Annotated in this window: 19 protein-coding genes and 1 pseudogene; 10 read left to right on the forward strand and 10 right to left on the reverse strand. The window is 59.0% G+C overall.

Annotation, left to right across the window (positions count from 1 at the left end; translation table 11 throughout):
* The first annotated feature begins 99 nt into the window (after positions 1-99).
* Positions 100-1,230, forward strand: a complete 1,131-nt coding sequence (gene nrdB, locus HMPREF1144_RS22415; protein ID WP_004852757.1) for a class Ia ribonucleoside-diphosphate reductase subunit beta — start codon at positions 100-102, stop codon at positions 1,228-1,230.
* Positions 1,230-1,484 (forward strand): class I ribonucleotide reductase maintenance protein YfaE, encoded by a 255-nt coding sequence (yfaE, locus tag HMPREF1144_RS22420; RefSeq protein WP_004104002.1) that lies wholly within the window; start codon positions 1,230-1,232, stop codon positions 1,482-1,484. The genes nrdB and yfaE overlap by 1 nt, the downstream gene beginning before the upstream one ends.
* A 71-nt stretch (positions 1,485-1,555) precedes the next feature.
* Here yfaE and glpQ read toward each other — a convergent pair whose 3' ends face one another.
* Complete coding sequence (gene glpQ, locus HMPREF1144_RS22425; protein WP_009654017.1) at positions 1,556-2,626, reverse strand: glycerophosphodiester phosphodiesterase; 1,071 nt, start codon at positions 2,624-2,626, stop codon at positions 1,556-1,558.
* 9 nt (positions 2,627-2,635) lie between these two features.
* Positions 2,636-3,982: a glycerol-3-phosphate transporter gene (gene glpT / locus HMPREF1144_RS22430; RefSeq protein ID WP_004852762.1), complete on the reverse strand. Its 1,347-nt coding sequence runs from the start codon at positions 3,980-3,982 to the stop codon at positions 2,636-2,638.
* Positions 3,983-4,253: 271 nt separating this feature from the next.
* Between glpT and glpA the strand changes: the two genes are divergently transcribed.
* From glpA to glpC, 3 genes are read left to right on the forward strand one after another with little or no spacing between them, the layout of a single operon-like run.
* Positions 4,254-5,876: an anaerobic glycerol-3-phosphate dehydrogenase subunit A gene (gene glpA, locus HMPREF1144_RS22435; protein ID WP_009654009.1), complete on the forward strand. Its 1,623-nt coding sequence runs from the start codon at positions 4,254-4,256 to the stop codon at positions 5,874-5,876.
* A complete protein-coding gene (glpB, locus tag HMPREF1144_RS22440; protein ID WP_009653971.1) occupies positions 5,866-7,125 on the forward strand; it encodes a glycerol-3-phosphate dehydrogenase subunit GlpB in 1,260 nt (419 codons plus the stop codon). Before glpA ends, glpB begins: the two co-directional genes overlap by 11 nt.
* Positions 7,122-8,300, forward strand: a complete 1,179-nt coding sequence (gene glpC, locus HMPREF1144_RS22445; RefSeq protein WP_009653966.1) for an anaerobic glycerol-3-phosphate dehydrogenase subunit GlpC — start codon at positions 7,122-7,124, stop codon at positions 8,298-8,300. The genes glpB and glpC overlap by 4 nt, the downstream gene beginning before the upstream one ends.
* Before the next feature lie 22 nt (positions 8,301-8,322).
* Here the strand turns inward: glpC and yfaU are convergent, their stop codons facing one another.
* The 6 genes from yfaU to HMPREF1144_RS22475 form a co-directional block, all read right to left on the reverse strand.
* Positions 8,323-9,126, reverse strand: coding sequence for a 2-keto-3-deoxy-L-rhamnonate aldolase (gene yfaU / locus HMPREF1144_RS22450; protein ID WP_009654008.1), 804 nt, complete (start codon positions 9,124-9,126; stop codon positions 8,323-8,325).
* A 14-nt stretch (positions 9,127-9,140) separates the two neighbouring features.
* Positions 9,141-10,430 (reverse strand): MFS transporter, encoded by a 1,290-nt coding sequence (locus HMPREF1144_RS22455; protein WP_004852770.1) that lies wholly within the window; start codon positions 10,428-10,430, stop codon positions 9,141-9,143.
* A 52-nt stretch (positions 10,431-10,482) separates the two neighbouring features.
* Positions 10,483-11,688 (reverse strand): L-rhamnonate dehydratase, encoded by a 1,206-nt coding sequence (gene rhmD / locus HMPREF1144_RS22460; protein WP_009654025.1) that lies wholly within the window; start codon positions 11,686-11,688, stop codon positions 10,483-10,485.
* Between the two features lie 13 nt (positions 11,689-11,701).
* Positions 11,702-12,484, reverse strand: a complete 783-nt coding sequence (locus HMPREF1144_RS22465) for an IclR family transcriptional regulator (protein ID WP_004852774.1) — start codon at positions 12,482-12,484, stop codon at positions 11,702-11,704.
* Positions 12,485-12,688: 204 nt separating this feature from the next.
* Positions 12,689-13,885 carry a nicotinamide mononucleotide deamidase-related protein YfaY gene (locus HMPREF1144_RS22470; RefSeq protein WP_004852775.1) on the reverse strand — a complete coding sequence of 399 codons (1,197 nt, stop codon included), beginning with the start codon at positions 13,883-13,885 and terminating at the stop codon, positions 12,689-12,691.
* Positions 13,886-13,981: 96 nt separating this feature from the next.
* Complete coding sequence (locus HMPREF1144_RS22475; RefSeq protein WP_009654036.1) at positions 13,982-14,524, reverse strand: YfaZ family outer membrane protein; 543 nt, start codon at positions 14,522-14,524, stop codon at positions 13,982-13,984.
* Positions 14,525-14,793: 269 nt separating this feature from the next.
* Here HMPREF1144_RS22475 and HMPREF1144_RS22485 point away from each other — a divergent pair.
* Together HMPREF1144_RS22485 and nudI are read left to right on the forward strand one after the other, a co-directional pair.
* Positions 14,794-15,908: pseudogene (locus HMPREF1144_RS22485) on the forward strand (catalase); the annotation flags it as partial.
* A gap of 76 nt (positions 15,909-15,984) precedes the next feature.
* A complete protein-coding gene (nudI, locus tag HMPREF1144_RS22490) occupies positions 15,985-16,410 on the forward strand; it encodes a nucleoside triphosphatase NudI (RefSeq protein WP_004852783.1) in 426 nt (141 codons plus the stop codon).
* Here nudI and HMPREF1144_RS22495 read toward each other — a convergent pair.
* Positions 16,402-17,817 (reverse strand): sensor histidine kinase, encoded by a 1,416-nt coding sequence (locus tag HMPREF1144_RS22495; RefSeq protein WP_004852784.1) that lies wholly within the window; start codon positions 17,815-17,817, stop codon positions 16,402-16,404. The genes nudI and HMPREF1144_RS22495 overlap by 9 nt on opposite strands.
* On the reverse strand, positions 17,804-18,478 hold the full coding sequence (gene tctD / locus HMPREF1144_RS22500) for a transcriptional regulator TctD (RefSeq protein ID WP_009654024.1): 675 nt from the start codon (positions 18,476-18,478) through the stop codon (positions 17,804-17,806). The genes HMPREF1144_RS22495 and tctD overlap by 14 nt, the downstream gene beginning before the upstream one ends.
* A 140-nt stretch (positions 18,479-18,618) precedes the next feature.
* On the opposite strand from tctD, the gene HMPREF1144_RS22505 reads away from it, so the two are divergent.
* Genes HMPREF1144_RS22505 through HMPREF1144_RS22515 form a run of 3 tightly spaced genes read left to right on the forward strand, consistent with a single transcriptional unit; the run spans position 18,619 to position 21,572 of the window.
* Complete coding sequence (locus HMPREF1144_RS22505) at positions 18,619-19,593, forward strand: Bug family tripartite tricarboxylate transporter substrate binding protein (RefSeq protein ID WP_370430584.1); 975 nt, start codon at positions 18,619-18,621, stop codon at positions 19,591-19,593.
* A 15-nt stretch (positions 19,594-19,608) separates the two neighbouring features.
* Complete coding sequence (locus HMPREF1144_RS22510) at positions 19,609-20,040, forward strand: tripartite tricarboxylate transporter TctB family protein (protein WP_009653978.1); 432 nt, start codon at positions 19,609-19,611, stop codon at positions 20,038-20,040.
* Between the two features lie 11 nt (positions 20,041-20,051).
* Positions 20,052-21,572: a tripartite tricarboxylate transporter permease gene (locus tag HMPREF1144_RS22515; RefSeq protein ID WP_009654026.1), complete on the forward strand. Its 1,521-nt coding sequence runs from the start codon at positions 20,052-20,054 to the stop codon at positions 21,570-21,572.
* Positions 21,573-21,599: the final 27 nt, after the last annotated feature.

Genomic DNA, 21,599 nt, shown 5'->3' on the forward strand with positions numbered 1-21,599 from the left:
ATTGCCCGGCGGCGCGTTGCCTGCCGGGCCTACGGTCTAATGTAGGTCGGGTTAGCGAAGCGCCGCCCGGCGTATAATTCCAGGACAGGATCCCCACTCATGGCATACACCACCTTTTCACAGACGAAAAATGACCAGCTCAAAGAGCCGATGTTCTTCGGTCAGCCGGTGAACGTCGCCCGCTACGATCAGCAAAAATATGACATCTTCGAAAAGCTGATTGAAAAACAGCTCTCCTTCTTCTGGCGTCCGGAAGAAGTTGACGTTTCCCGCGACCGTATCGACTACCAGGCGCTGCCGGAACACGAAAAACACATTTTTATCAGCAACCTGAAATATCAGACGCTGCTCGACTCGATCCAGGGCCGCAGCCCGAACGTCGCCCTGCTGCCGCTGATTTCAATTCCGGAGCTGGAAACCTGGGTGGAAACCTGGGCGTTCTCGGAGACCATCCATTCGCGCTCCTACACCCATATCATCCGCAATATCGTTAACGATCCGGCGATGGTGTTTGACGATATCGTCACCAACGAGCAGATTCAGAAACGCGCGGAAGGGATTTCCAGCTATTACGATGAATTGATTGAGCTGACCAGCTACTGGCATCTGCTGGGCGAAGGCACCCACAGCGTGAACGGTAAAACCATTACCGTGAACCTGCGCGAGCTGAAAAAGAAACTCTACCTGTGCCTGATGAGCGTGAACGCGCTGGAAGCCATCCGTTTTTACGTCAGCTTCGCCTGCTCTTTCGCCTTTGCCGAGCGCAAGCTGATGGAAGGTAACGCCAAGATTATCCGTCTGATCGCTCGCGACGAAGCGCTGCACCTGACCGGCACTCAGCACATGCTGAATCTGCTGCGTTCCGGCGTCGACGATCCGGAGATGGCTTCAATCGCCGAAGAGTGCAAACAGGCGTGCTACGACCTGTTCGTGCAGGCGGCGCAGCAGGAAAAAGAGTGGGCGGATTATCTGTTCCGCGACGGTTCGATGATCGGCCTGAACAAAGATATTCTCTGCCAGTACGTTGAGTACATTACTAACATCCGCATGCAGGCGGTGGGTCTCGATCTGCCGTTCCAGACCCGCTCCAACCCGATCCCGTGGATCAACACCTGGCTGGTGTCCGATAACGTGCAGGTCGCGCCGCAGGAAGTGGAAGTCAGTTCTTACCTCGTCGGACAGATCGATTCCGAAGTCGACGCCGACGATCTGAGCAACTTCCAGCTCTGATGAAACGCATTTTTTTGAAGATTTCTGACACTCGTCTTGAGTGTCAGGATGAACATCCCTCTCTGCTGGCGGCTCTGGAATCGCACAATATCGACGTGGAGTATCAGTGCCGCGAAGGCTACTGCGGCTCCTGCCGTCTACGGCTGGTTTCGGGGCAGGTTGACTGGCTCACCGAGCCGCTGGCTTTTGTCCAGCCGGGAGAGATTCTGCCCTGCTGCTGCCGGGCAAAAGGCGATATCGAAATTGAGATGTAAGTTTTGTCGGGCGGCGTAACGCTTATGCGCCCGACAAAACTGCCGTTCACAGGCCGGGTAAACCCGGCTTTTTACTGCTTAGCGTGCAGAAACTGCACGGCCTTATCCGGGAAATCCGTAAACAACCCGTCCACGTCCGCCTGGTTATACAGAACGTCGTAAAGTTGATCCACGTCCGCTGCATACGCTGGCAGTTGATCCGCGCGGACCGTATACGGATGCACCTGCAGCTTGCTGGCATGGGCTTCTTTCACCATCGCCGTCAGCTTCACGTGACCCGGCGTCGAGCCTTCCGCCACCAGCATATGGTAGTCCGGGCCAATGCCGTCAGCGTACTGCGCGATCTGCGCCATCGCCCCCGGTTTGAACATCCAGTCATAGCTGTAGTTCACCCACTTGCCGTCGGCCTGCTGCTGCTGGGTCTCATTCCAGTCGGTATAGGCGATAAGCTGCACCAGATTGAGATCCATCCCCATTTTCGGCTCCAGCTCCTGTTTGATGCGCTTGAGCTCGTTGGCGTCAAAGCACTGCAGATAAACCTTATCCTGCTTGCCGGTATAGCCATATTTCTTCAGCACGTTCAGCGTGCTGGCGGCAATATCCTTGCCTTCCTGATGGTGGAACCACGGCGCTTTGATCTCCGGGTAGATGCCGATGTTTTTGCCGGTCGAATGGTTCAGCCCCTGCACAAACTCAATCTCCTCTTCAAAGGTATGAATGCGGAAATCAGACTTCCCCATCGGGAAACGGCCCGGATAAGTTTGCACGTTCTGGCCATCTTTCGGCTCAAACCCTTCGGTAAACTTCAGCGACTTAATCTCGGCGAGGGTAAAGTCGATGGCGTAGAAGCGGCCATCTTGACGCGCCCGCTGCGGGAAACGCTGGGCCACGTCGGTCACCCGGTCCAGATAGTGGTCATGCAGCACCACCAGCCGGTCGTCTTTTGTCATCACCAGGTCTTGCTCAAGGTAGTCCGCTCCCTGCGCGTAGGCCATCGCTTTCGCCGGCAGGGTATGTTCCGGCAGATAGCCGCTGGCGCCGCGGTGGGCGATAACGATTTTCTCCCCCGCGACGGCGCTGAAAGAGAGCGCCGTCGCGGCCAGCAGCATTCCGCTCATCAGGGTGGTTAATGTGCTTTTCATCGCCGCTCCTTAAGCTTGTTTCATCTGTTGGTGATGGCGTCGTTCACCCAGCATCACGATAATCAGCAGCAGGACCGCCAGCACGCTGCCGCCGATCATCACCATAAAGCCACCGTCCCAGCCGAAGAAATCGACGGTATAGCCAACGATGGCGCTCGCGGCCACGGAGCCGCCGAGATAGCCAAACAGCCCGGTGAAGCCCGCGGCGGTGCCGGCGGCTTTTTTCGGCGCCAGCTCCAGCGCATGCAGGCCAATCAGCATCACTGGACCATAAATAAGGAAGCCGATGATGATCATGCAGGCCATATCCACGCCCGGATTACCCGGCGGGTTCAGCCAGTAAACGACGGTGGCGATGGTGACCAGGGTCATAAAGAAGACGCCGGTCGCGCCGCGGTTGCCTTTAAACACTTTATCCGACATCCAGCCGCACAGCAGCGTGCCCGGGATCCCCGCGTATTCATAAAGGAAGTAGGCCCAGGACGATTTATCCAGCGCGAAGTGCTTAACCTCTTTCAGGTAGGTTGGCGACCAGTCGAGAATGCCGTAGCGCAGCAGATAGACAAACACGTTCGCGACGGCGATGTACCACAGCAGCTTGTTCGGCAGGATGTACTGCATAAAGATCTGCTTTGCGGTCAGCTCTTCTTCATGCTTCTCGCTGTAGTCGTCAGGATAATCGTTTTTGTACTCTTCAATCGGCGGCAGGCCGCAGGACTGCGGAGTATCGCGCATCATCGCGAAGGCGAAAATCGCCAGCAGGATCGCGCCGAAAGCCGGCATATACAGCGCCGCGTGCCAGTCGTTAAACCACGCCATCCCCAGCAGAAACAGCAGCGGCGGGATCCCGCCGCCGACGTTGTGCGCGCAGTTCCATACCGAAACAATACCGCCGCGCTCTTTCTGCGACCACCAGTGCACCATCGTACGTCCGCACGGCGGCCAGCCCATTCCCTGGAACCAGCCGCACAGGAACAGCAGGACGAACATCACCATAATGCTGGAGGTCGCCCAGGGGACGAAGCCCATCACCAGCATCACCAGCGCGGCAAGGATCAGGCCTGCCGGTAAAAAAATGCGCGGATTCGAACGGTCAGAAACCGAGCCCATGATGAATTTCGAAAATCCGTAGGCAATAGAGATACCGGAAAGTGCAAAGCCGAGATCGCCGCGGGAGAACCCCTGCTCGATAAGATAGGGCATCGCCAAAGCAAAGTTCTTACGAACCAGATAGTAAGCGGCATATCCGAAGAAGATACCGATAAAGATCTGCCAGCGTAATCGACGATATAGCGGATCGATTTCCGCCGTTGGCAAACGCGCCTTATGTGCTGCGGGTTTAAATATACTTAACATATCAGCCTCCGTGGCCATTGCTGTTCTTCTGACGTCGTCGCAAAAAAACGTAATTTATTCACTGACTTCTGATTTGGTCGCGATAGTAGGCAAAGCGTAAATCTAATACTGTGAAATGTCGCACACTTTGTTACAGAAATATGACAGAATTTTCCAATATGCGCATAAAGTCACAACAAACGCTCGAATTACGCGCAAATATGCTCGAAATCAAACATTAAACGCGGTCGATATGGCTAAATGATGTAAAACGAACACAGAGGACAGGGAGATGGCCGATAGTCGTGAATATGACGTCATTATTATTGGCGGCGGCGCCACCGGCGCCGGGATCGCGCGCGACTGCGCGCTGCGCGGGCTGAAGGCGGCGCTGGTTGAGCGCTACGATATCGCCACCGGGGCGACCGGCCGCAACCACGGCCTGCTGCACAGCGGCGCGCGCTATGCGGTAACCGATAGCGAATCGGCGCGGGAGTGTATCAGCGAAAACCGCATCTTACGCCGCATCGCCCGGCACTGCATTGAACCCACCAGCGGCCTGTTTATTACCTTGCCGGAAGACGATCCGGCATATCAGCACACCTTTATCACCGCCTGCCAGCAGGCGGGTATTGAGGCCCAGCCTCTGACGCCCGCCGAGGCGCTGCGCATTGAGCCCGCGGTTAACCCGGCGCTGCTTGGCGCGGTGCAGGTACCGGACGGCACCGTCGATCCGTTCCGCCTCACCGCCGCGAATATGCTCGATGCCCGCGAACATGGCGCCGCTATCCTCACCGGCTGCGAAGTCACCGGCCTGCTGCGTCAGGGCGATCGCGTCCATGGCGTCACGATCTACAACTATCAGCTCCGTGAATCGCACACGCTGCGCGCGCAGGTGGTGGTCAACGCCGCCGGGATCTGGGGGCAGCGCATCGCAGAGTATGCCGACCTGCGCATCGCGATGTTTCCGGCAAAAGGATCGCTGCTGATCCTCGACCACCGCATTAACCGTCAGGTTATCAACCGCTGCCGCAAACCGGCTGACGCCGATATCCTGGTACCCGGCGATACCATTTCGCTGATTGGCACCACCTCGATGCACATTCCCTATGACGAAATTGACGACAACCGGGTGACGGCCGGGGAAGTCGATACGCTACTGCGCGAGGGGGAAAAGCTGGCGCCGATCATGGGGCGGACCCGGATACTGCGCGCCTACTCCGGCGTACGTCCGCTGGTCGCCAGCGATGACGATCCGAGCGGACGCAGCGTCAGCCGCGGCATCGTGCTGCTCGACCACGCCCGGCGCGACGGCATGGAAGGTTTTATCACCATCACCGGCGGTAAGCTGATGACCTACCGCCTGATGGCTGAGTGGGCTACGGATACGGTATGCCGCAAGCTCGGCAATACCGCCCCCTGCACAACCGCCGATGCGCCGCTTCCCGGCTCGCAGGAGCCGACGGAAACCACGCTACGCAAAATCATCTCTTTACCGGCATCGCTGCGCGGGTCGGCCATTTACCGCCACGGCGATCGTACCCCCGCCTGGCTTGCCGATAGCCGTCAGCACCGCAGCCTGGTCTGCGAATGCGAAGCGGTCACCGCCGGCGAGGTTCAGTACGCGGTCGAAAACCTGGCGGTGAAAAACCTCCTCGACCTGCGCCGGCGCACCCGCGTCGGCATGGGCACCTGTCAGGGCGAGCTGTGCGCCTGCCGGGCCGCCGGGCTGCTCGCGCGTTTTAACGTCACTACCTCCGCACGCTCCCTTACCCAGCTGTCTGAATTTCTGAACGAACGCTGGAAAGGCGTCCAGCCGGTGGCCTGGGGAGACGCGCTGCGTGAAAGCGAGTTCACCCGCTGGGTCTATCTCGGCCTGTGCGGATTACAAAAGGAGCATCAGGATGAAGTTTGATTGCGCCATTATCGGCGGCGGCCTCGCCGGACTACTCTGCGGACTGGCGCTCAATCGGCGCGGCCTGCGCAGCGTGATTATTAGCCGCGGCCAAAGCGCCCTGCACTTCTCTTCCGCCTCGCTGGATTTGCTTACCACGCTGCCGAATGGCGACACCGTCACCGATGTTGCTCACGGCATCGGCCAACTGGCCCGCCAGCTTCCCGAGCATCCCTATGCGAGGCTCGGCGCCGAACGGGTAATGGATTACGCCAGCCAGGCGCAGGCTCTGTTTGCCGACTGCGGTATCCCCATGCAGGGAGAGGCCAGTCAGCCGCATCTGCGCGTGACGCCGCTGGGAACTCTACGCGCGGCCTGGCTTTCACCACAGGAGATTGCCACCGCGCCGCTGCCCGCCAAGGGCGTCTGCGTGGTCGGCATCAGCGGATTCGGCGACTTCCAGCCGCATCTTGCCGCCGCCTCGCTGAACCAGTACGGCGTTAACGCCGAAGCGCAGGAGATAGATTTACCGCTGCTTGATGTTCTGCGCGATAGCCCATCCGAATTTCGCGCCGCCAATATCGCCCGCTGTCTGGATGATGAAACGCAGTGGCCGGCGCTGCTGGCGGCGCTGCGCCCGCTGGCGCAGCGGCACAGTTTCATTATCATGCCCGCCTGCTTTGGCCTCGCCGACGATCGCCTGTACCAGTGGCTGCAGCAGCGCCTGCCCTGCCCGCTGCGCCTGCTGCCTACGCTGCCGCCGTCGGTGCCGGGGATGCGCCTGCACGCCCAGCTCCAGCGGCAATTTATCCGCGGCGGCGGTACCTGGCTTACCGGGGATGAAGTCATCGATATCAGCCACCGCAACGGTTGCGTTAACGCGATCTGGACGCGCAACCACGGTGATATCCCGCTGCACCCACGCTTCGCGGTGCTGGCCAGCGGCAGCTTTTTCAGCAATGGTCTGGTCGCCGAACGCAGCGGCGTGCGCGAGCCGATCCTCGGCCTTGACCTGCAGCAGACGCTGCCGCGCGAGCGCTGGTATCAGCAGGACTTTTTTGCCTCTCAGCCCTGGCAGCGTTTCGGCCTGAAAACCGATGCGGATCTGCGCCCACAGCTTCAGGGGCAGACGCTGGAGAATCTGTTTGCCGTAGGTTCCATTCTCGGCGGTTTTGATGCCATCGCGCTGGGATGCGGCGGCGGCGTCTGCGCGGTCACCGCGCTGCATGCTGCTGGGTTAATCGGCGAGCTTGCCGGAGGTGAATCATGAACGACACGCGTTTTGAACACTGTATAAAATGCACCGTTTGCACCACCGCCTGCCCGGTCAGCCGGGTTAACCCGCGCTATCCTGGGCCAAAACAGGCCGGGCCGGACGGCGAGCGCCTGCGCCTGAAAGACGGCACACTCTACGACGAGGCGTTAAAATACTGCATCAACTGCAAACGCTGCGAGGTTGCCTGCCCTTCGGATGTCAAAATCGGCGATATTATCCAGCGGGCGCGCATGGAGCACGGTCGGCAAAAGCCCACGCTGCGCGATACGATCCTCAGCCACACCGACCTGATGGGCACCCTCTCCACGCCGTTTGCCCCGCTGGTGAACGCCACCACCGGGTTGAAGCCGGTACGGCGACTCCTCGATGCCGCGCTTAAAATCGATCACCGCCGCACGCTGCCGAAATATGGTTTTGGTACCTTTCGCGGCGCGTATCGTCAGCTGGCCGCCCGGCAGGGGCAGTACGCCGAGCAGGTGGCGTTTTTTCACGGCTGCTATGTGAACTACAACAATCCGCAGCTGGGCAAAGATCTTATCCGCGTGTTCAACGCCATGGGCATCGGGGTGCAGTTATTGAGCAAAGAGAAATGCTGCGGCGTACCGCTGATTGCCAACGGTTTTTTTGCGAAAGCGCGCAAGCAGGCGCTGAGCAACGTCATCGCGATGCGGGAAAATAGTCTGCCCATTATTGCGACTTCATCGACCTGCACCTTTACGCTGCGCGATGAATATCCGCATCTCCTTGATATCGATAATCACGATATCCGCGACCGGGTTGAGCTGGCGACTCGCTGGCTCTGGCGTCAGTTGGATAATGGGCGGCCTCTGAAGCTAAAAACGCTGCCGCTGAAGGTGGTCTATCACACGCCCTGCCATATGGAAAAAATGGGCTGGTCGCTGTATACCCTTGAGCTATTGCGGCTGATCCCCGGCTTGCAGTTGGAGGTACTCGACTCGCAATGCTGCGGCATTGCCGGCACCTACGGGTTTAAAGCGGAGAACTACGACTCATCGCAGGCCATTGGCGCGCCGCTGTTCCGGCAAATTGAGGAGAGCGGCGCGGATCTGGTGGTGACCGACTGTGAAACCTGCAAATGGCAGATAGAGATGTCCACCAGCAAACGCTGCGAACATCCCATCACCCTGCTGGCACAGGCGCTGGCCTGACGCCAGCGCCAACACCGGGGGGCTAGTAGCTCCCCTTTCCCTCCGCTTGTTCGGCTACCGGTTTGAACATCGCCAGCCGTTTATCCAGCGCTCTGGTGTAAAGGTTGGTATCGACGCCAACGGCAACAAAATTCGCCCCCCACGCCAGCGCTTTGTGCGCCATCTCCGGATCGACGGCAAGGAATCCGGCCGCCTTACCCGCTGCGCGAATGCGGCGGATGCTCTGTTCAATAACCCGCTGCACTTCAGGATGACCGGCGTTATCCGGGTAGCCCAGCGAGGCTGACAGGTCCGCCGGGCCGATAAACACGCCGTCAATGCCCTCCACTTCAAGGATCGCATCCAGATTATCAAGCGCCGTTTTACTCTCTACCTGAATCAACAGGCACAGCTCATCGTTGGCCTGCGCCATATAGTTTTCGACCCGTCCCCAGCGAGCGGCGCGGGCCACTCCGGCCCCCACCCCGCGGGTGCCCAGCGGCGGGTAGCGGGTAGCCGAGACAATCTCCCGTGCCTGTTCGGCGGTATCGACCATGGGGATCAGCAGCGTTCTGGCGCCGATATCCAGCACCTGTTTAATCAGGCTGCGATTGCCCTCTACCGGGCGAATGACCGGCTGGCTGGCGTAGGGCGCAATGGCCTGCAGCTGATGATAAAGATCCTGGATGGTATTGGGCGCATGTTCGCCGTCAATCAGCAGCCAGTCGTAACCCGAGGTGGCGGCAATCTCAGCCATATAAGAAGAGGTCGAGCTCAGCCACAGGCCAATTTGCGCTTCCCCTCGTAATAATCCCGCTTTAAATGGGTTCGATAAAATTGCGTTCATAGTTCTCCCTTACATTAATGCTGTACGCTGCCAGCCTGCGGCACGGCGCGGTTCACGCGCAGTGAAAAGATAATAACCACCCCGACAATCGCCACGCAGGCGAGCGTCACTAATCCGGCAGAATCACTGGCGAACATGGTTTCAGCCTGGACGCGGATAATGGGCGCCAGAAACCCGCCGATAGCGCCGAACAGGTTCACAAAGCCGATGCCAGCGGCCAGCGCCGTACCGGACAACAGCTGCGTCGGCATGGTCCAGAAGACCGGCTGCACGGCAATAACCCCGACGGCGGCAACGCACAGCGCGATAATCGCCAGCACCGGCGACACCAGCCCGGAGACCGCAATGCCAATTGCCGCCGCCAGCAGGGTGAATGCCGCCACATTACGCCGCTCGCCGGTGCGGTCGGAGTAGCGCGGAATCAGCCAGGTACCGAACAGCGCCGCCACCCACGGGATCGCGGTCACCACCGACGCCACGAACCCCACCTTGGTGCCGAGCAGCGCGGCAACCTGGGTTGGCAGGAAGAAGATCAGGCCGTAAACCGCCACCTGAATGGTGAGATAGATAATCGCCAACTGCCAGACGCGGCCGTTGCGCAGCGCATCGGACAAACGCGAGGTCACCTTTTTCTGCTCTTCGCTGGCCAGCTCGCTGATTAACGCCTGTTTTTCGGCAGCGCTCAGGAAACGCGCCTTTTGCGGCGTATCGTCGAGCCAGAAGAAGGTGAAGAACCCCGCGCCAACCGCCAGCAGCCCCTCAATGATAAACATCCAGAACCAGCCAGGATGCCCCATAAAACCATGCATTTCCAGCAGCGCGCCGGAGAGCGGCGACCCGAGGGTCAGCGCCAGCGGCGCGCCCATATAAAACAGCCCCATAATGCTGGCGCGGTTCTGCTGCGGAAACCACTGGGACGTCAGGTAGATCATGCCCGGGAAAAAACCCGCTTCCGCGGCGCCCAACAGGGTGCGCACCAGCAGAAACTTCGCTTCGGTATCCGCCCACGCCATCGCCGCGGAGAGAAGCCCCCACAACAAGGTGGTGCAGCCGATCCACTTTCTTGCGCCGAATTTGCGCATCAGCAGGTTAGCGGGCACCCCGAGAAAGGCGTAGACCACAAAGAAAATCCCCGCCCCCAGCGCATAGGCCTCGTTGCTCAGGCCGGTATCCAGCTGGTAAGTCTCTTTGGCAAAGCCGATATTCGAACGGTCAAGAAACGCCAGCACGTATAGCGCCAGCATAAAAGGGATCAAACGGGCGCGGTTTTTCTTCACCACGCTCTCAAGCAAGGCGTTGCTCATCGTAATATCCTCAACAATGGGCCGCACATCTGCGCTGTGCGGCACGACGGGATCAGTGGTTATAAGGACGTTTCAGATTACAGTCGCGATTCAGCTCCACGCCGAAGCCCGGTTTGTCCAGAACGGTTTTATGAATGCGCCCGTTCACCGGTACCGGCTCATCAACCAGAATAGGGTCAAACTGCGGACGCATCGTTGAGCAGTCCGGGCTGGTCATCAGGAACTCGCTGAATGGCGTGTTGGTAAAGGTAATGACCGCATGGTGCGAATAGACCGACGAGCCGTGCGGCACCACCAGCTGGCCGCGCGATTTGGCGATCGCCGCAATCTCCACCAGCGTGGTCAGGCCGCCGCACCAGCCCACGTCAGGCTGCATAATATCGATGCCGGTTTCCGACAGCGTGCGGAAAGATTGCAGCGTGCCGTGGTGCTCGCCGCTGGTGACCATCATGCCGGCTGGCGCATTGCGTTTCAGCTCGCGGTAGCCTTCGTACTGCTGCGGCGGCAGGCACTCTTCGATCCACTTAAGATTAGAGGGCGCGCAGGCGTGGGCCAGTTTAGTGGCGTAGTTAACGTCCTGACTCATCCAGCAGTCCAGCATCAGCCAGAAGTCCGGGCCGCATTTTTCGCGCATATCGGCCACCATCGCGGCATCTTTGCGGATCCCCGCGTCGCCATCGTGCGGCCCCCAGTGGGTCGGCATTTTGCCGCCAATAAAGCCCATCTCTTTCGCCAGGTCCGGACGCGCCCCGGTGGCGTAGAACTGAATTTCATCGCGCACCGCGCCGCCCAGCAGTTTGTAAACCGGCAGCCCAACCACTTTGCCGAACAGATCCCACAGCGCCAGGTCGACGCAGGAAATCGTATTCATCACCAGGCCGCCGGATCCGGAGTAGTACAGGGTGGCGTTAAGCATCTGGTCATGGATCAGTTTGATATCGCTGACGCATTTGCCTTCGATAAAGCGGTTGAGGTGTTTTTCCACGATAAAGCAGCCCATTTCGCCCGCGGTCGATACCGCAAAGCCGGTCTGCCCGTTTTCGGCTTCCACTTCAACGATCAGCGTGCCGAGAACGTTGATGCCAAACGACTGGCGGGACTGTTCATACTGTTTATATTTGCTCATCGGCGTGGCGATATGATCGTCAATCCAGTGATTTGCTCCCTGGTCATGATAATCGCCGCCGCCAGCGCCTTTCTCTGCGGTAGCACCGCCGATAAACCAGGCGCGGACGTGTTTAATTTTCGGTAGGGTCATGATCTTCTCCTTATTATGAGGCTTGTTGTTCGAAGGGGCTCTTCCACCCCAGCAGACGGGAAATATCTTTGGCGCAGGCAATCGCCCTACCGGCGAGGTAATCGCGATTGTCTTCATTGATTTGCAGACGGGTACCCACCACGGAAATGGCGGCGGTCAGCTCGTTATTGGCGTTAAACACCGGCGCCGCCACGCAGCGAACGTCGGGATAGTCTTCGCCGTTATCGAAGCTCCAGCCGCGGGCGCGAATACGGCCCAGTTCATCGCGAAGCTGTTGGGCGCTGGTGATGGTGGTTGGCGTCGCCCGCTCCCACTGCAGCTCGCTGATAATCGACTCCTGAACCCGCTCGGGCTGCCAGGCCAGCAGGCATTTACCTATGCCGGAACGATATAACGACAGGCTCTTACCTTCGTGCGAACGCACGCTGATGGTGGCCGGGGATTCAATCTTCAGAATGTAGTAGGCGTTGCCGCTGTCGATGATGCCCAGGTGGCAGAGCAGCCCGCACTGATCCATCAGCTGCGTCAGGCGCGGGCGCGCCAGTTCGCGCAGGTCCATTTTGCTCAGCGCCTGCCCGGCCAACTCAACCAGCTTGGTCCACAGGCAGTAGTTATCCTGATTATCCATGCTGAGGAAGCGCTGTTTTTTCAGCTCTCCCAGCAGCAGATAGGCGGTGCTTTTCGGAATACCCAGTTCGTCAATAATAGTCGCCGCGCTGCAGGGGCCGATGCGGGCGATCAGATTAAGAATATCAATGGCGCGGGTCAGCGCCGGGACTTTGCTTGATTCCAACATACTGGACTCCAATCCTGAATACTGGAATCAGTGTTGCGGTTGTCGGGCGTGTAAATTGTGAGCGACTTCAAATGACGACGCTATTCCAGCCGGGTGGACGTTCGGAGGGAGAAATATGAGAGATAGTGCACAGAATATTTTAAAGCAAGTACAACAGGCTGGACTCATCGCGCGCCGGGAGGGGCTCCCGACGCGGAGGTGGGTTTACGCTGAGAGAGATTCGACGACGTTAATCCAGCCGTGTTCACCGGCCACCGGCTGGCCGTTCAGCCAGCGGCGCAGCATGTTCAGGGCCATCATTGCGCAGACTTCCTGACGCACCGGGAGGCTATGGCGGTTGGTGGTGAATTTCACCCGCAGCGCGTGGGTGCCGTCCGGCGTGGAAAGCGCAAAGTTCAGGTGATCGCTCTCCTGACCACTCACCGCCAGCGCCAGACCGGCAAAGTGTTTTTCGCGCCGTTCCGCCGCCCAGCGCGCAGACTGCGCCAGGGTCTCCTCCTGCGCCGGAATGACTTCACTGGCCAACAGCGGAGCGTTGACGCGAGAAAGCTGTAGCGCCAGCAGACCACCGGTAAACTGCTCGCTCAGCGTGAGGCTTAGCTGACGCTGCTGCAGGCGACGGGCGATCTGCGCAGGCAGGCCTTCGGTACCTTCGAAAATCATGCTCTCTCCGGCCACCTTCTGCACTTCCGGCCACAGCGCCAGCATCGCCTCGCGCTGTTCGGCAGGCCCTGTCAGCTTCAGTTCGATAATCGGCATCGAGGAGCGATAGCCCATCACCACGCCCGGCGGCAGCTGCAGATGGTCGAGGCTCTGCGCCAGTTCGCTTTCGGAGCGGCCGAAGGTGGTCAGGCGCAGACACAGCGGTGCAGCGGATAGCGGGAAACGTTCGCGCAGACGCGGCAAGATTTCCTGTTCAACCATCACCTTAAATTCGGAAGGCACGCCGGGGGTGAAAAACATCAGGCAGCGGTTTAGCTGCACGGCAAAACCGCAGGCGGTCCCGACCGGATTGTTGATCATCTCGGCGCTTTGCGGAATTTCCGCCTGTTTACGATTGCTGGCGGCCATGGGCCTTCCGCGCTCGGCAAAGAAACGGGTCATGGTTTCCAGCCAATCTTCGTGCAGAATTAACCCTTCGCCTTTGGCCGTCGCCGCGGCCAGCGCGCTCAAATCGTCGCTGGTCGGCCCCAGGCCGCCGTTAACGATCAGCACATCAGCGTGTTCGCTGCGCTCGCGTAAAATCGCCACCAGGGAGTCGAGGTCGTCACCCACGGTATGGCGACGCTTTAAGGGTAATCCTTGATTAAAAAAGAAATCCGCCAGCCACGCGGCATTGGTATCGATGATTTGCCCATGCAGCACTTCATCGCCGGTGGACAGCATTTCCACGTTTAACATTGTGAACTCCAGCCTGATAAGTAGAAATACTATATCGCAAAGCGGCTGGCGAAAAAGCCTGAAAATCAGGCGCGGCGGAATACCGCGCCGGAGAGATTAGAAGCTGGCGTTAACGCCGACGTACGGACCATCCGCGACCGCGTTATCGCGGTTGCCGTCTTTACCCGCCAGGTTGAGGTAGCGGTAACCGGCTTCGATGCTCAGAGGACGCATAATGGTAAAGCGCGCGCCGGCATTGGCTTCCTGATAGCTGTCGATGCCGCTGGAGAGCGAATCCGGAGAGTAGTAGTATTCGCCGAACAGACGGAAGCTGTCGCTAATTTGCCACTGCAGACCGCCGCCAACCGCCGCCGCGTAGCCCTCATCGCCGTTGTTCGGGTTGGTGTAAACGCCTTTTCCGCCCACGGTGGCCAGGAATGGCCCCAGGGGAATGTTCAGGCCCAATCCCAGCCCCGCCGCATCGCCGTCGTCATCATTGTGCAGCCAGTTGCCGGTTACCGCCAGGCCGGTCGATTCCGTACCGAATCCGACGCCAAGATTGGTGTAGTGCTCGCCGGCCTGCCCGCTGACGCTGATCGCATTTGCCGCCGTCGAGACGAACATCATGCCGGCCAGGGCCATAAATATGCTTTTTTTCATTTTTATCTATCCAGAAAAATAATAATAAGAAAATCCCAAAAACCGCGAAATTGTACTGCCGAATGCTAAGGAATCAATGAACTAAAGCGACGTTTGCCATTGTGATTGTAACCAGTTGCTACCGGGATTTTGTCAACGGCTCCGGGTATCAATTCGATAGCGAAAGCCAGATTGTCCGTGCTGGCTATTTATTCTACAAAGTGTGCTCAGCTTATTTCTTTCCTTCAGGGAGATGAATAAGTTACATAAAACTTTGTCAGGAGATAAAGATGAGCAAAAAAGGATTAACCACCGCCGCCGGCGCGCCGGTCGTCGATAATAATAATGTCGTCACCGCAGGCCCGCGCGGCCCGATGCTGCTGCAGGATATCTGGTTTCTGGAAAAACTGGCCACTTCAACCGTGAGGTTATCCCGGAACGCCGAATGCACGCTAAAGGCTCCGGTGCTTACGGTAAACTAACCCTTACCCGCGATATCACCCGCTATACCCGCGCAAAACTGTTTGCCGAAATCGGTAAAACCACCGATCTGTTCCTGCGCTTCTCAACCGTCGCCGGAGAACGCGGCGCCGCTGACGCCGAGCGCGATATTCGTGGCTTTTCGATCAAGTTTTATACCGAAGAAGGCAACTGGGATCTGGTGGGCAACAATACGCCGATTTTCTACCTTCGCGACCCGCTGAAGTTTCCCGACCTTAACCACGTCGTGAAGCGCGACCCGCGCACCAACCTGCGTAACCCCACCTGGAAATGGGACTTTTTCCCCCTGCTGCCGGAAACGCTGCATCAGTTAACGATTGATTTCAGCGACCGCGGCCTTCCGCGCTCCTGGCGCCATATGCACGGTTTCGGCAGCCACGCGTTCAGCTTTATTAATGCCGATAACGAACGTTTTTGGGTGAAATTCCACTTCAAATCCCAGCAGGGGATCGCCAACCTGATGGATGATGAAGCGAAACGCCTGGTGGCAGAGGACCGCGAGAGTTCGCAGCGCGATCTCTATGAATCGATTGAAAAAGGCGATTTCCCGCGCTGGGCTTTCTACGTTCAGATCATGCCGGAAGCGGACGCCAGCCGGGTCCCTTATAACCCCTTCGATCTGACCAAAATCTGGCCGCACGCTGATTATCTGCTGATGGAAGTCGGCGTGCTGGAGCTCAACCGCAACCCGGACAACTACTTCGCAGAAGTTGAGCAGGTCGCGATGAGTCCGGCCAACGTGGTGCCCGGGATCGGCTTCTCTCCGGATCGCATGCTGCAGGGACGGCTGTTCTCCTACGGCGATACCCAGCGCTATCGTCTGGGCGTCAACCATCATCAAATTCCGGTCAATGCGCCGCGCTGCCCGGTCCATAACTATCACCGCGACGGCGCGATGCGCATTTTCGCTTGCGGTTTGCCGAGGCGGCTCGCAAACTGGGCCTTCCCGTAGTTATCCCTGTCATCAGTAAGGAGAAATCATGCGTCAAAGGACTATCGTCTGCCCGCTCATCCAACATGAAGGCCACTATCTGCTGTGCAAAATGGCCGACGATCGCGGCGTATTTCCCGGCCAATGGGCGCTCTCCGGCGGCGGCGTCGAGCCAGGCGAGCGCATTGAAGAGGCGCTGCGGCGAGAAATTCGCGAGGAGCTGGGCGAAAAACTGCAGCTGAGCCAGATTACGCCGTGGACCTTTAGCGACGATATCCGGGTTAAAACCTACGCCGATGGCCGCCGGGAAGAGATTTATATGATTTACCTGATCTTCGACTGCATCAGCGCCAATCGCGACGTGACAATCAACGAAGAGTTCCAGGACTACGCCTGGGTGAAGGCAGAAGATCTTCCCCACTATGATTTGAACGTGGCGACCCGCAAGACGCTCACCCTGAAAGGTCTACTCTGAACAACCGCGCAAAAAGCGCAGCCTGACCTTCAGCCCGCCCAGCGTTTCGCTGCGCAGCAGCTGCGGATGGCTGCGGTGCAGGCGCGCAATATCGCTGACCAGCGCCAGTCCAAGCCCGGCGCCAGGGTTGTCACCCACGTTTTCCAGACGATGGAACGGCATGAGCGCCTGCTGAATCTGCGCATCACCGATCCCCGGCCCGCTGTCTTCGACGTCCAGCAGCACCGCCTCTCCGTCACGATGCAGGCTGACCGTGACGATACCGCCCTGCGGCGTATAGCGAATCGCGTTATCCAGCAGATTCGCGCACAGCTCGCTCAACAGCACGCCATCGCCGGCAATGGTCACCGTCGAGGGTTCCCCCTCATAGCCGAGATCGATAGCCTTGCTCCGCGCCTGCTGAAGACGCGAAAAGCAGCTATTGTGGACGATCTCATGCAGATCCACCGGCGGGAACGCGTGTTCGCCCTGCTCTTTCCGTTTGATGGTTGCCAGCTGCAGCAGGCGTTCAGTGAGCAGAATCGTACTGTCAAGCGTGCCGCTCATCGCCTCCAGGCTCTCTCGCCACAGCCGGGGATCGCCGCTCGCCAGCGCCACTGAGGCCTGCGTTTTCAACACCGCTAACGGCGTTTTGAGCTGATGAGACGCGTCGGCGCTAAACCGTTCCTGGCGGGAGATCATCACCCGTAACCGGTCGATATAGCGGTTGAAGGCCACGATCAGCAGACGGGTTTCCGACCACGGCAGCAGCTCCGGCAGCGGCGTCAGCAGGCCGGGTTCGCGCCGCACCATGAGCGCCGAAAGCCGGCGCATCGGCCGCAGCACGCGGCGCAGCAGCCAGCCGGTGAGCACCAGCGTCAACAGCACTAATAGCCCCTGCGAGATCCATGATGAAAACAGCAGCTGCCCCGCCAGCCAGCGCCGCGACTGCAGCGTTTCGGCGATGTAGATTTCCGCCATGCCGACAACGCCGCCTTCGTTAACCGGCTGCAGCAGGCGCGCCACGCGGATGGCCTGACCGCGATATTCAGTATGATAAAACCACGCCAGCGCCGGATAGAGCTCGGTACGAGAGGTCGATGGCGGCATCGATGGCAGGTCGTCAAAACCGGAAATCACCCGCTTCCCGGGATCGAGAACTTTATAGTACAGGCGATCGTTCATATTGAGCTCGAAGCTATCGAGCACCACCCAGGGAACATTCACTTCCAGCCTGCCGTGGCGTACCACCAGGCGCTCCGCCACCGTGCGGGCAGAGGAGAGCAGCGTGCGATCGTAAGCCTGGGTCGCCGCCTGCAGAGCGCTGACATAGCTATTGAACGCCGACAGTCCCCACAGCAAAACCAGCGGCAGGCCGAGAAACAGCAGCAGCTGGGAGAATAACGACTGCGGTTTACCCCATCTCATGAGCGAGCTCCAGCACGTAGCCCAGGCCGCGCAGGGTCACGATACGCACGTTGCTCTCCTGAAGTTTCTTACGCAGACGATGGATATACAGCTCGATGCTTTCCGGGCTGACGTCATCGTTCAGGCTGAAAACCTGTTCAAACAGCTGCTGGCGCGACACCGGCCGCGTACGGCGAAACATCAGCACCGTCAGCAGCGCCTGCTCGCGCGGCGTCAACGACAGCGTTTGTCCGCAGAGTAAAAAATAGCCTTCATCGCGATATTCCAGCGCGCCGATCTGCTGAACCTCATGCACGTGGCCTTCGCTACGCCGCAGCAGCGCGCGCAGCCTGGCATCCAGCTCTTCAAGCTCAAAAGGTTTCGGCAAATAGTCATCGGCGCCGACGTTCAGCCCTTTAACCCGATCCGCCACCGCGCTGCGGGCGGTGAGAAGCAAGACGGGAAGTGTCTGCCCGCGCTTTCGCAGGCGCTGCACCACCTCCAGACCATCGAGTCCCGGCATGCCAATATCCAGCACCGCCAGCGCATATTTTTCGCTTTGCAACAGATGATCGGCCGCCCGGCCATCAAATACGCAGTCCACGGCAAACCCGCCCTGCACCAGCGCTTTCTCCAGCCAGTGAGCCAGCTCACGGTTATCTTCTGCCAGTAAGAGACGCATATCACATCCTGAAAAGTTACTGCTGCATTGAAAGGGAAATGAAAGGTAATTGTTTTAACAATCACGCAACCGAATAGCCACATGCCGGTTCACATAATTAAAAAAACGTCCCCTGTATCTGACTGAGGAAGCTTATGAATATGCCATTCCTGCGCCGTGCTAGCGCCATTGCATTATGCCTTTTAACCGCCTCTGCCCTGGCCGCCGAGGCGCCTTCCCGTACCGAATGTATCGCGCCCGCCAAGCCCGGCGGCGGCTTCGATCTCACCTGCAAGCTGATCCAGGTCAGCCTGATGGAAACCGGCGCCATCGAAAAACCGATGCGCGTCACCTACATGCCCGGCGGCGTAGGCGCTGTGGCCTACAACGCGATCGTCGCCCAGCGCCCCGGCGAACCCGGTACCGTAGTCGCCTTCTCCGGCGGCTCGCTGCTCAACCTGGCGCAGGGCAAGTTTGGCCGCTACGGCGTGGATGATGTGCGCTGGCTGGCCAGCGTCGGCACCGATTACGGCATGATCGCCGTCCGCACCGACTCGCCGTGGAAAGACCTGCCGTCGTTTATGGCGGCGATGGAAAAAAATCCCGCCAGTATCGTCATCGGCGCCGGCGCCTCCATCGGTAGCCAGGACTGGATGAAAGCGGCGCTGCTGGCGCAAAAAGCCAATGTCGATCCGCACAAAATGCGCTACGTGGCGTTTGAGGGCGGCGGCGAACCGGTCACCGCGCTGCTGGGCAATCACGTACAGGCGGTCTCCGGCGATCTCAGCGAAATGGTGCCATATCTCCAGGGCAATAAAATCCGCGTGCTGGCGGTGTTCGCTAACGAAAGGCTGCCGGGTGCCCTCGCCGATGTGCCCACCGCCAAAGAGCAGGGCTATGACCTGGTCTGGCCGATTATTCGCGGCTTCTTCGTGGGTCCGAAAGTCAGCGACGCCGACTATCAGTGGTGGGTGGATGAGTTCACGAAATTGCAGCAAACCGACGCGTTCAAAAAGCAGCGCGAGCTGCGCGGCCTGTTTGAATTCAACATGAACGGTAAAGAACTGGACGCCTATGTCAAAAAACAGGTGGAAGCGTATCGCCTGCAGGCGAAATCCTTTGGCCTGGCCAAATAATTTGCGGAGGTTGCGATGAGCGATCGTATTTTTGCCGGAGTGTGGCTGCTGCTCTGCGCGGGTGGAATGTTTATCGCCTGGCAAATTCACAGCGAATACGCCTATGAGCCTGTCGGCCCACGTCCTTTCCCGGTCGGCATTATCGGCCTGATGCTGGTGTGCTCTGTCTTGCTGCTTCTGCGTCGGCCCGACGCTATCACGTGGCCCGGGCGCCGGGTTTTACAACGTCTATTAACTATGGTGGTGGCGCTGGGGATCTATGCGTGGGGTTTTGAATGGCTGGGTTTTCCTCTGGCCACCGCGCTGCTGACCGCCGCGTTTGGCCTGCTGTTTGGCGCCACCCTGCCCGCTGCCGGGGTAGCCGGCGTCGTGATGGGCATCGCGCTGTGGTACGTCTTTGACGCCCTGCTTGATGTCACCCTGCCGCTCGGCATCTGGTTGAGTTAACGGAGAAGGTTATGGATATCTGGATTTATTTATCACAGGGCTTCGCCGTTGCCATGACGCCGGGCAACCTGACCATCGCGCTAATTGGCTGCTTTGTTGGCACTATCGTCGGTCTCCTGCCGGGTCTGGGCCCGATTAACGGTGTCGCGATCTTACTGCCGCTGGCCTTTGCTCTGCACCTGCCCGCGGAATCAGCGCTAATCCTGCTGGCTACGGTCTATATTGGTTGTGAATACGGCGGGCGCATTTCGTCTATCCTGCTTAACGTACCCGGCGATGCCGCCGCCATTATGACCGCTCTCGACGGTTATCCGATGGCGCAGCAGGGACGCGGCGGCGTAGCGCTGTCGATCTCTGCCGTGAGCTCCTTTGTTGGTTCAATGATCGCTATCGGCGGGATCATCCTGTTCGCGCCGGTGCTGGCGCAGTGGTCGCTGGCGTTCGGTCCGGCGGAATATTTCGCCCTGATGATTTTTGCCATCGCCTGCCTTGGCAGCATGATGGCGGAAAATCCGCTGAAGTCGTTTCTCGCCGCGTTAATCGGTTTGGGGCTGGCGACGGTGGGCGTTGATGCCAATACCGGAGTGTACCGCTTCACGTTCGACAGCGTTCATCTTTCCGACGGCGTGCAGTTTATCGTGGTAGTGATTGGGCTCTTTTCGGTTTCTGAGATTTTGCTGATGCTGGAGAGCACCAGCGGCGGGCAGAAGCTGGTACGGAAAACCGGACGCATGCTGTTTAACGCCAAAGAGGCGGGTCAGTGCGTGGGCGCGACCCTGCGCTCATCGGTGGTGGGTTTCTTTGTCGGCATTCTGCCGGGCGCAGGGGCGACCATTGCCAGCGCCATCACCTATATGACCGAGAAAAAGCTCAGCGGCAATAGCGATACCTTCGGGAAGGGCGATATTCGCGGCGTCGCGGCGCCGGAAGCGGCGAATAACGCCTCCGCCTGCGGCTCGTTTATTCCGATGCTCACGCTCGGCGTTCCCGGCTCCGGGACTACCGCGGTGATGATGGGCGCCCTGACCCTCTACAACATCACGCCGGGACCGGCGATGTTTACCGAACAGCCGGATATCGTCTGGGGGTTAATTGCCGCGCTGCTCATCGCCAACGTGATGCTGCTGATTATGAACATTCCGCTTATCGGCCTGTTCACCCGCATGCTCACGATTCCGCTATGGTTTCTGGCCCCGGCCATCGCCGCCGTGTCCGCGGTCGGCGTCTACGCGGTGCACAGCACCACCTTCGACCTGCTGTTGATGGTTGGGCTGGGCGTGCTGGGCTACATTATGCGTAAAATGCACTTCCCGATGTCGCCGCTGATCTTAGGGTTTGTGCTGGGAGAGATGCTGGAGCAGAACCTGCGCCGCGCGCTGTCCATCAGCAACGGCAACGTGGCAATTCTGTGGCAAAGCGGCGTAACGAAAACGCTTCTGTTTCTGGCCATCGCGGTGATTGTTATCCCTCCGCTGCTGCGGTACTGGCGGAAGCGCCAGCTTAACACGCAGGGCGACCTGCCCTCTTCCTGATGCTCAACGTCATTGGCGGTCGCTCAG

Origin of the sequence: Klebsiella sp. OBRC7 (genome assembly GCF_000293135.1) — a bacterium.
Classification (GTDB): domain Bacteria; phylum Pseudomonadota; class Gammaproteobacteria; order Enterobacterales; family Enterobacteriaceae; genus Klebsiella; species Klebsiella michiganensis.

Coding starts and splice junctions, on each gene's coding strand:
- nrdB (WP_004852757.1), top strand. CDS start 100: ATGGCATACACCACCTTTTCACAGACGAAAAATGACCAGCTCAAAGAG.
- yfaE (WP_004104002.1), top strand. CDS start 1,230: ATGAAACGCATTTTTTTGAAGATTTCTGACACTCGTCTTGAGTGTCAG.
- glpQ (WP_009654017.1), bottom strand. CDS start 2,626: ATGAAAAGCACATTAACCACCCTGATGAGCGGAATGCTGCTGGCCGCG.
- glpT (WP_004852762.1), bottom strand. CDS start 3,982: ATGTTAAGTATATTTAAACCCGCAGCACATAAGGCGCGTTTGCCAACG.
- glpA (WP_009654009.1), top strand. CDS start 4,254: ATGGCCGATAGTCGTGAATATGACGTCATTATTATTGGCGGCGGCGCC.
- glpB (WP_009653971.1), top strand. CDS start 5,866: ATGAAGTTTGATTGCGCCATTATCGGCGGCGGCCTCGCCGGACTACTC.
- glpC (WP_009653966.1), top strand. CDS start 7,122: ATGAACGACACGCGTTTTGAACACTGTATAAAATGCACCGTTTGCACC.
- yfaU (WP_009654008.1), bottom strand. CDS start 9,126: ATGAACGCAATTTTATCGAACCCATTTAAAGCGGGATTATTACGAGGG.
- HMPREF1144_RS22455 (WP_004852770.1), bottom strand. CDS start 10,430: ATGAGCAACGCCTTGCTTGAGAGCGTGGTGAAGAAAAACCGCGCCCGT.
- rhmD (WP_009654025.1), bottom strand. CDS start 11,688: ATGACCCTACCGAAAATTAAACACGTCCGCGCCTGGTTTATCGGCGGT.
- HMPREF1144_RS22465 (WP_004852774.1), bottom strand. CDS start 12,484: ATGTTGGAATCAAGCAAAGTCCCGGCGCTGACCCGCGCCATTGATATT.
- HMPREF1144_RS22470 (WP_004852775.1), bottom strand. CDS start 13,885: ATGTTAAACGTGGAAATGCTGTCCACCGGCGATGAAGTGCTGCATGGG.
- HMPREF1144_RS22475 (WP_009654036.1), bottom strand. CDS start 14,524: ATGAAAAAAAGCATATTTATGGCCCTGGCCGGCATGATGTTCGTCTCG.
- nudI (WP_004852783.1), top strand. CDS start 15,985: ATGCGTCAAAGGACTATCGTCTGCCCGCTCATCCAACATGAAGGCCAC.
- HMPREF1144_RS22495 (WP_004852784.1), bottom strand. CDS start 17,817: ATGAGATGGGGTAAACCGCAGTCGTTATTCTCCCAGCTGCTGCTGTTT.
- tctD (WP_009654024.1), bottom strand. CDS start 18,478: ATGCGTCTCTTACTGGCAGAAGATAACCGTGAGCTGGCTCACTGGCTG.
- HMPREF1144_RS22505 (WP_370430584.1), top strand. CDS start 18,619: ATGCCATTCCTGCGCCGTGCTAGCGCCATTGCATTATGCCTTTTAACC.
- HMPREF1144_RS22510 (WP_009653978.1), top strand. CDS start 19,609: ATGAGCGATCGTATTTTTGCCGGAGTGTGGCTGCTGCTCTGCGCGGGT.
- HMPREF1144_RS22515 (WP_009654026.1), top strand. CDS start 20,052: ATGGATATCTGGATTTATTTATCACAGGGCTTCGCCGTTGCCATGACG.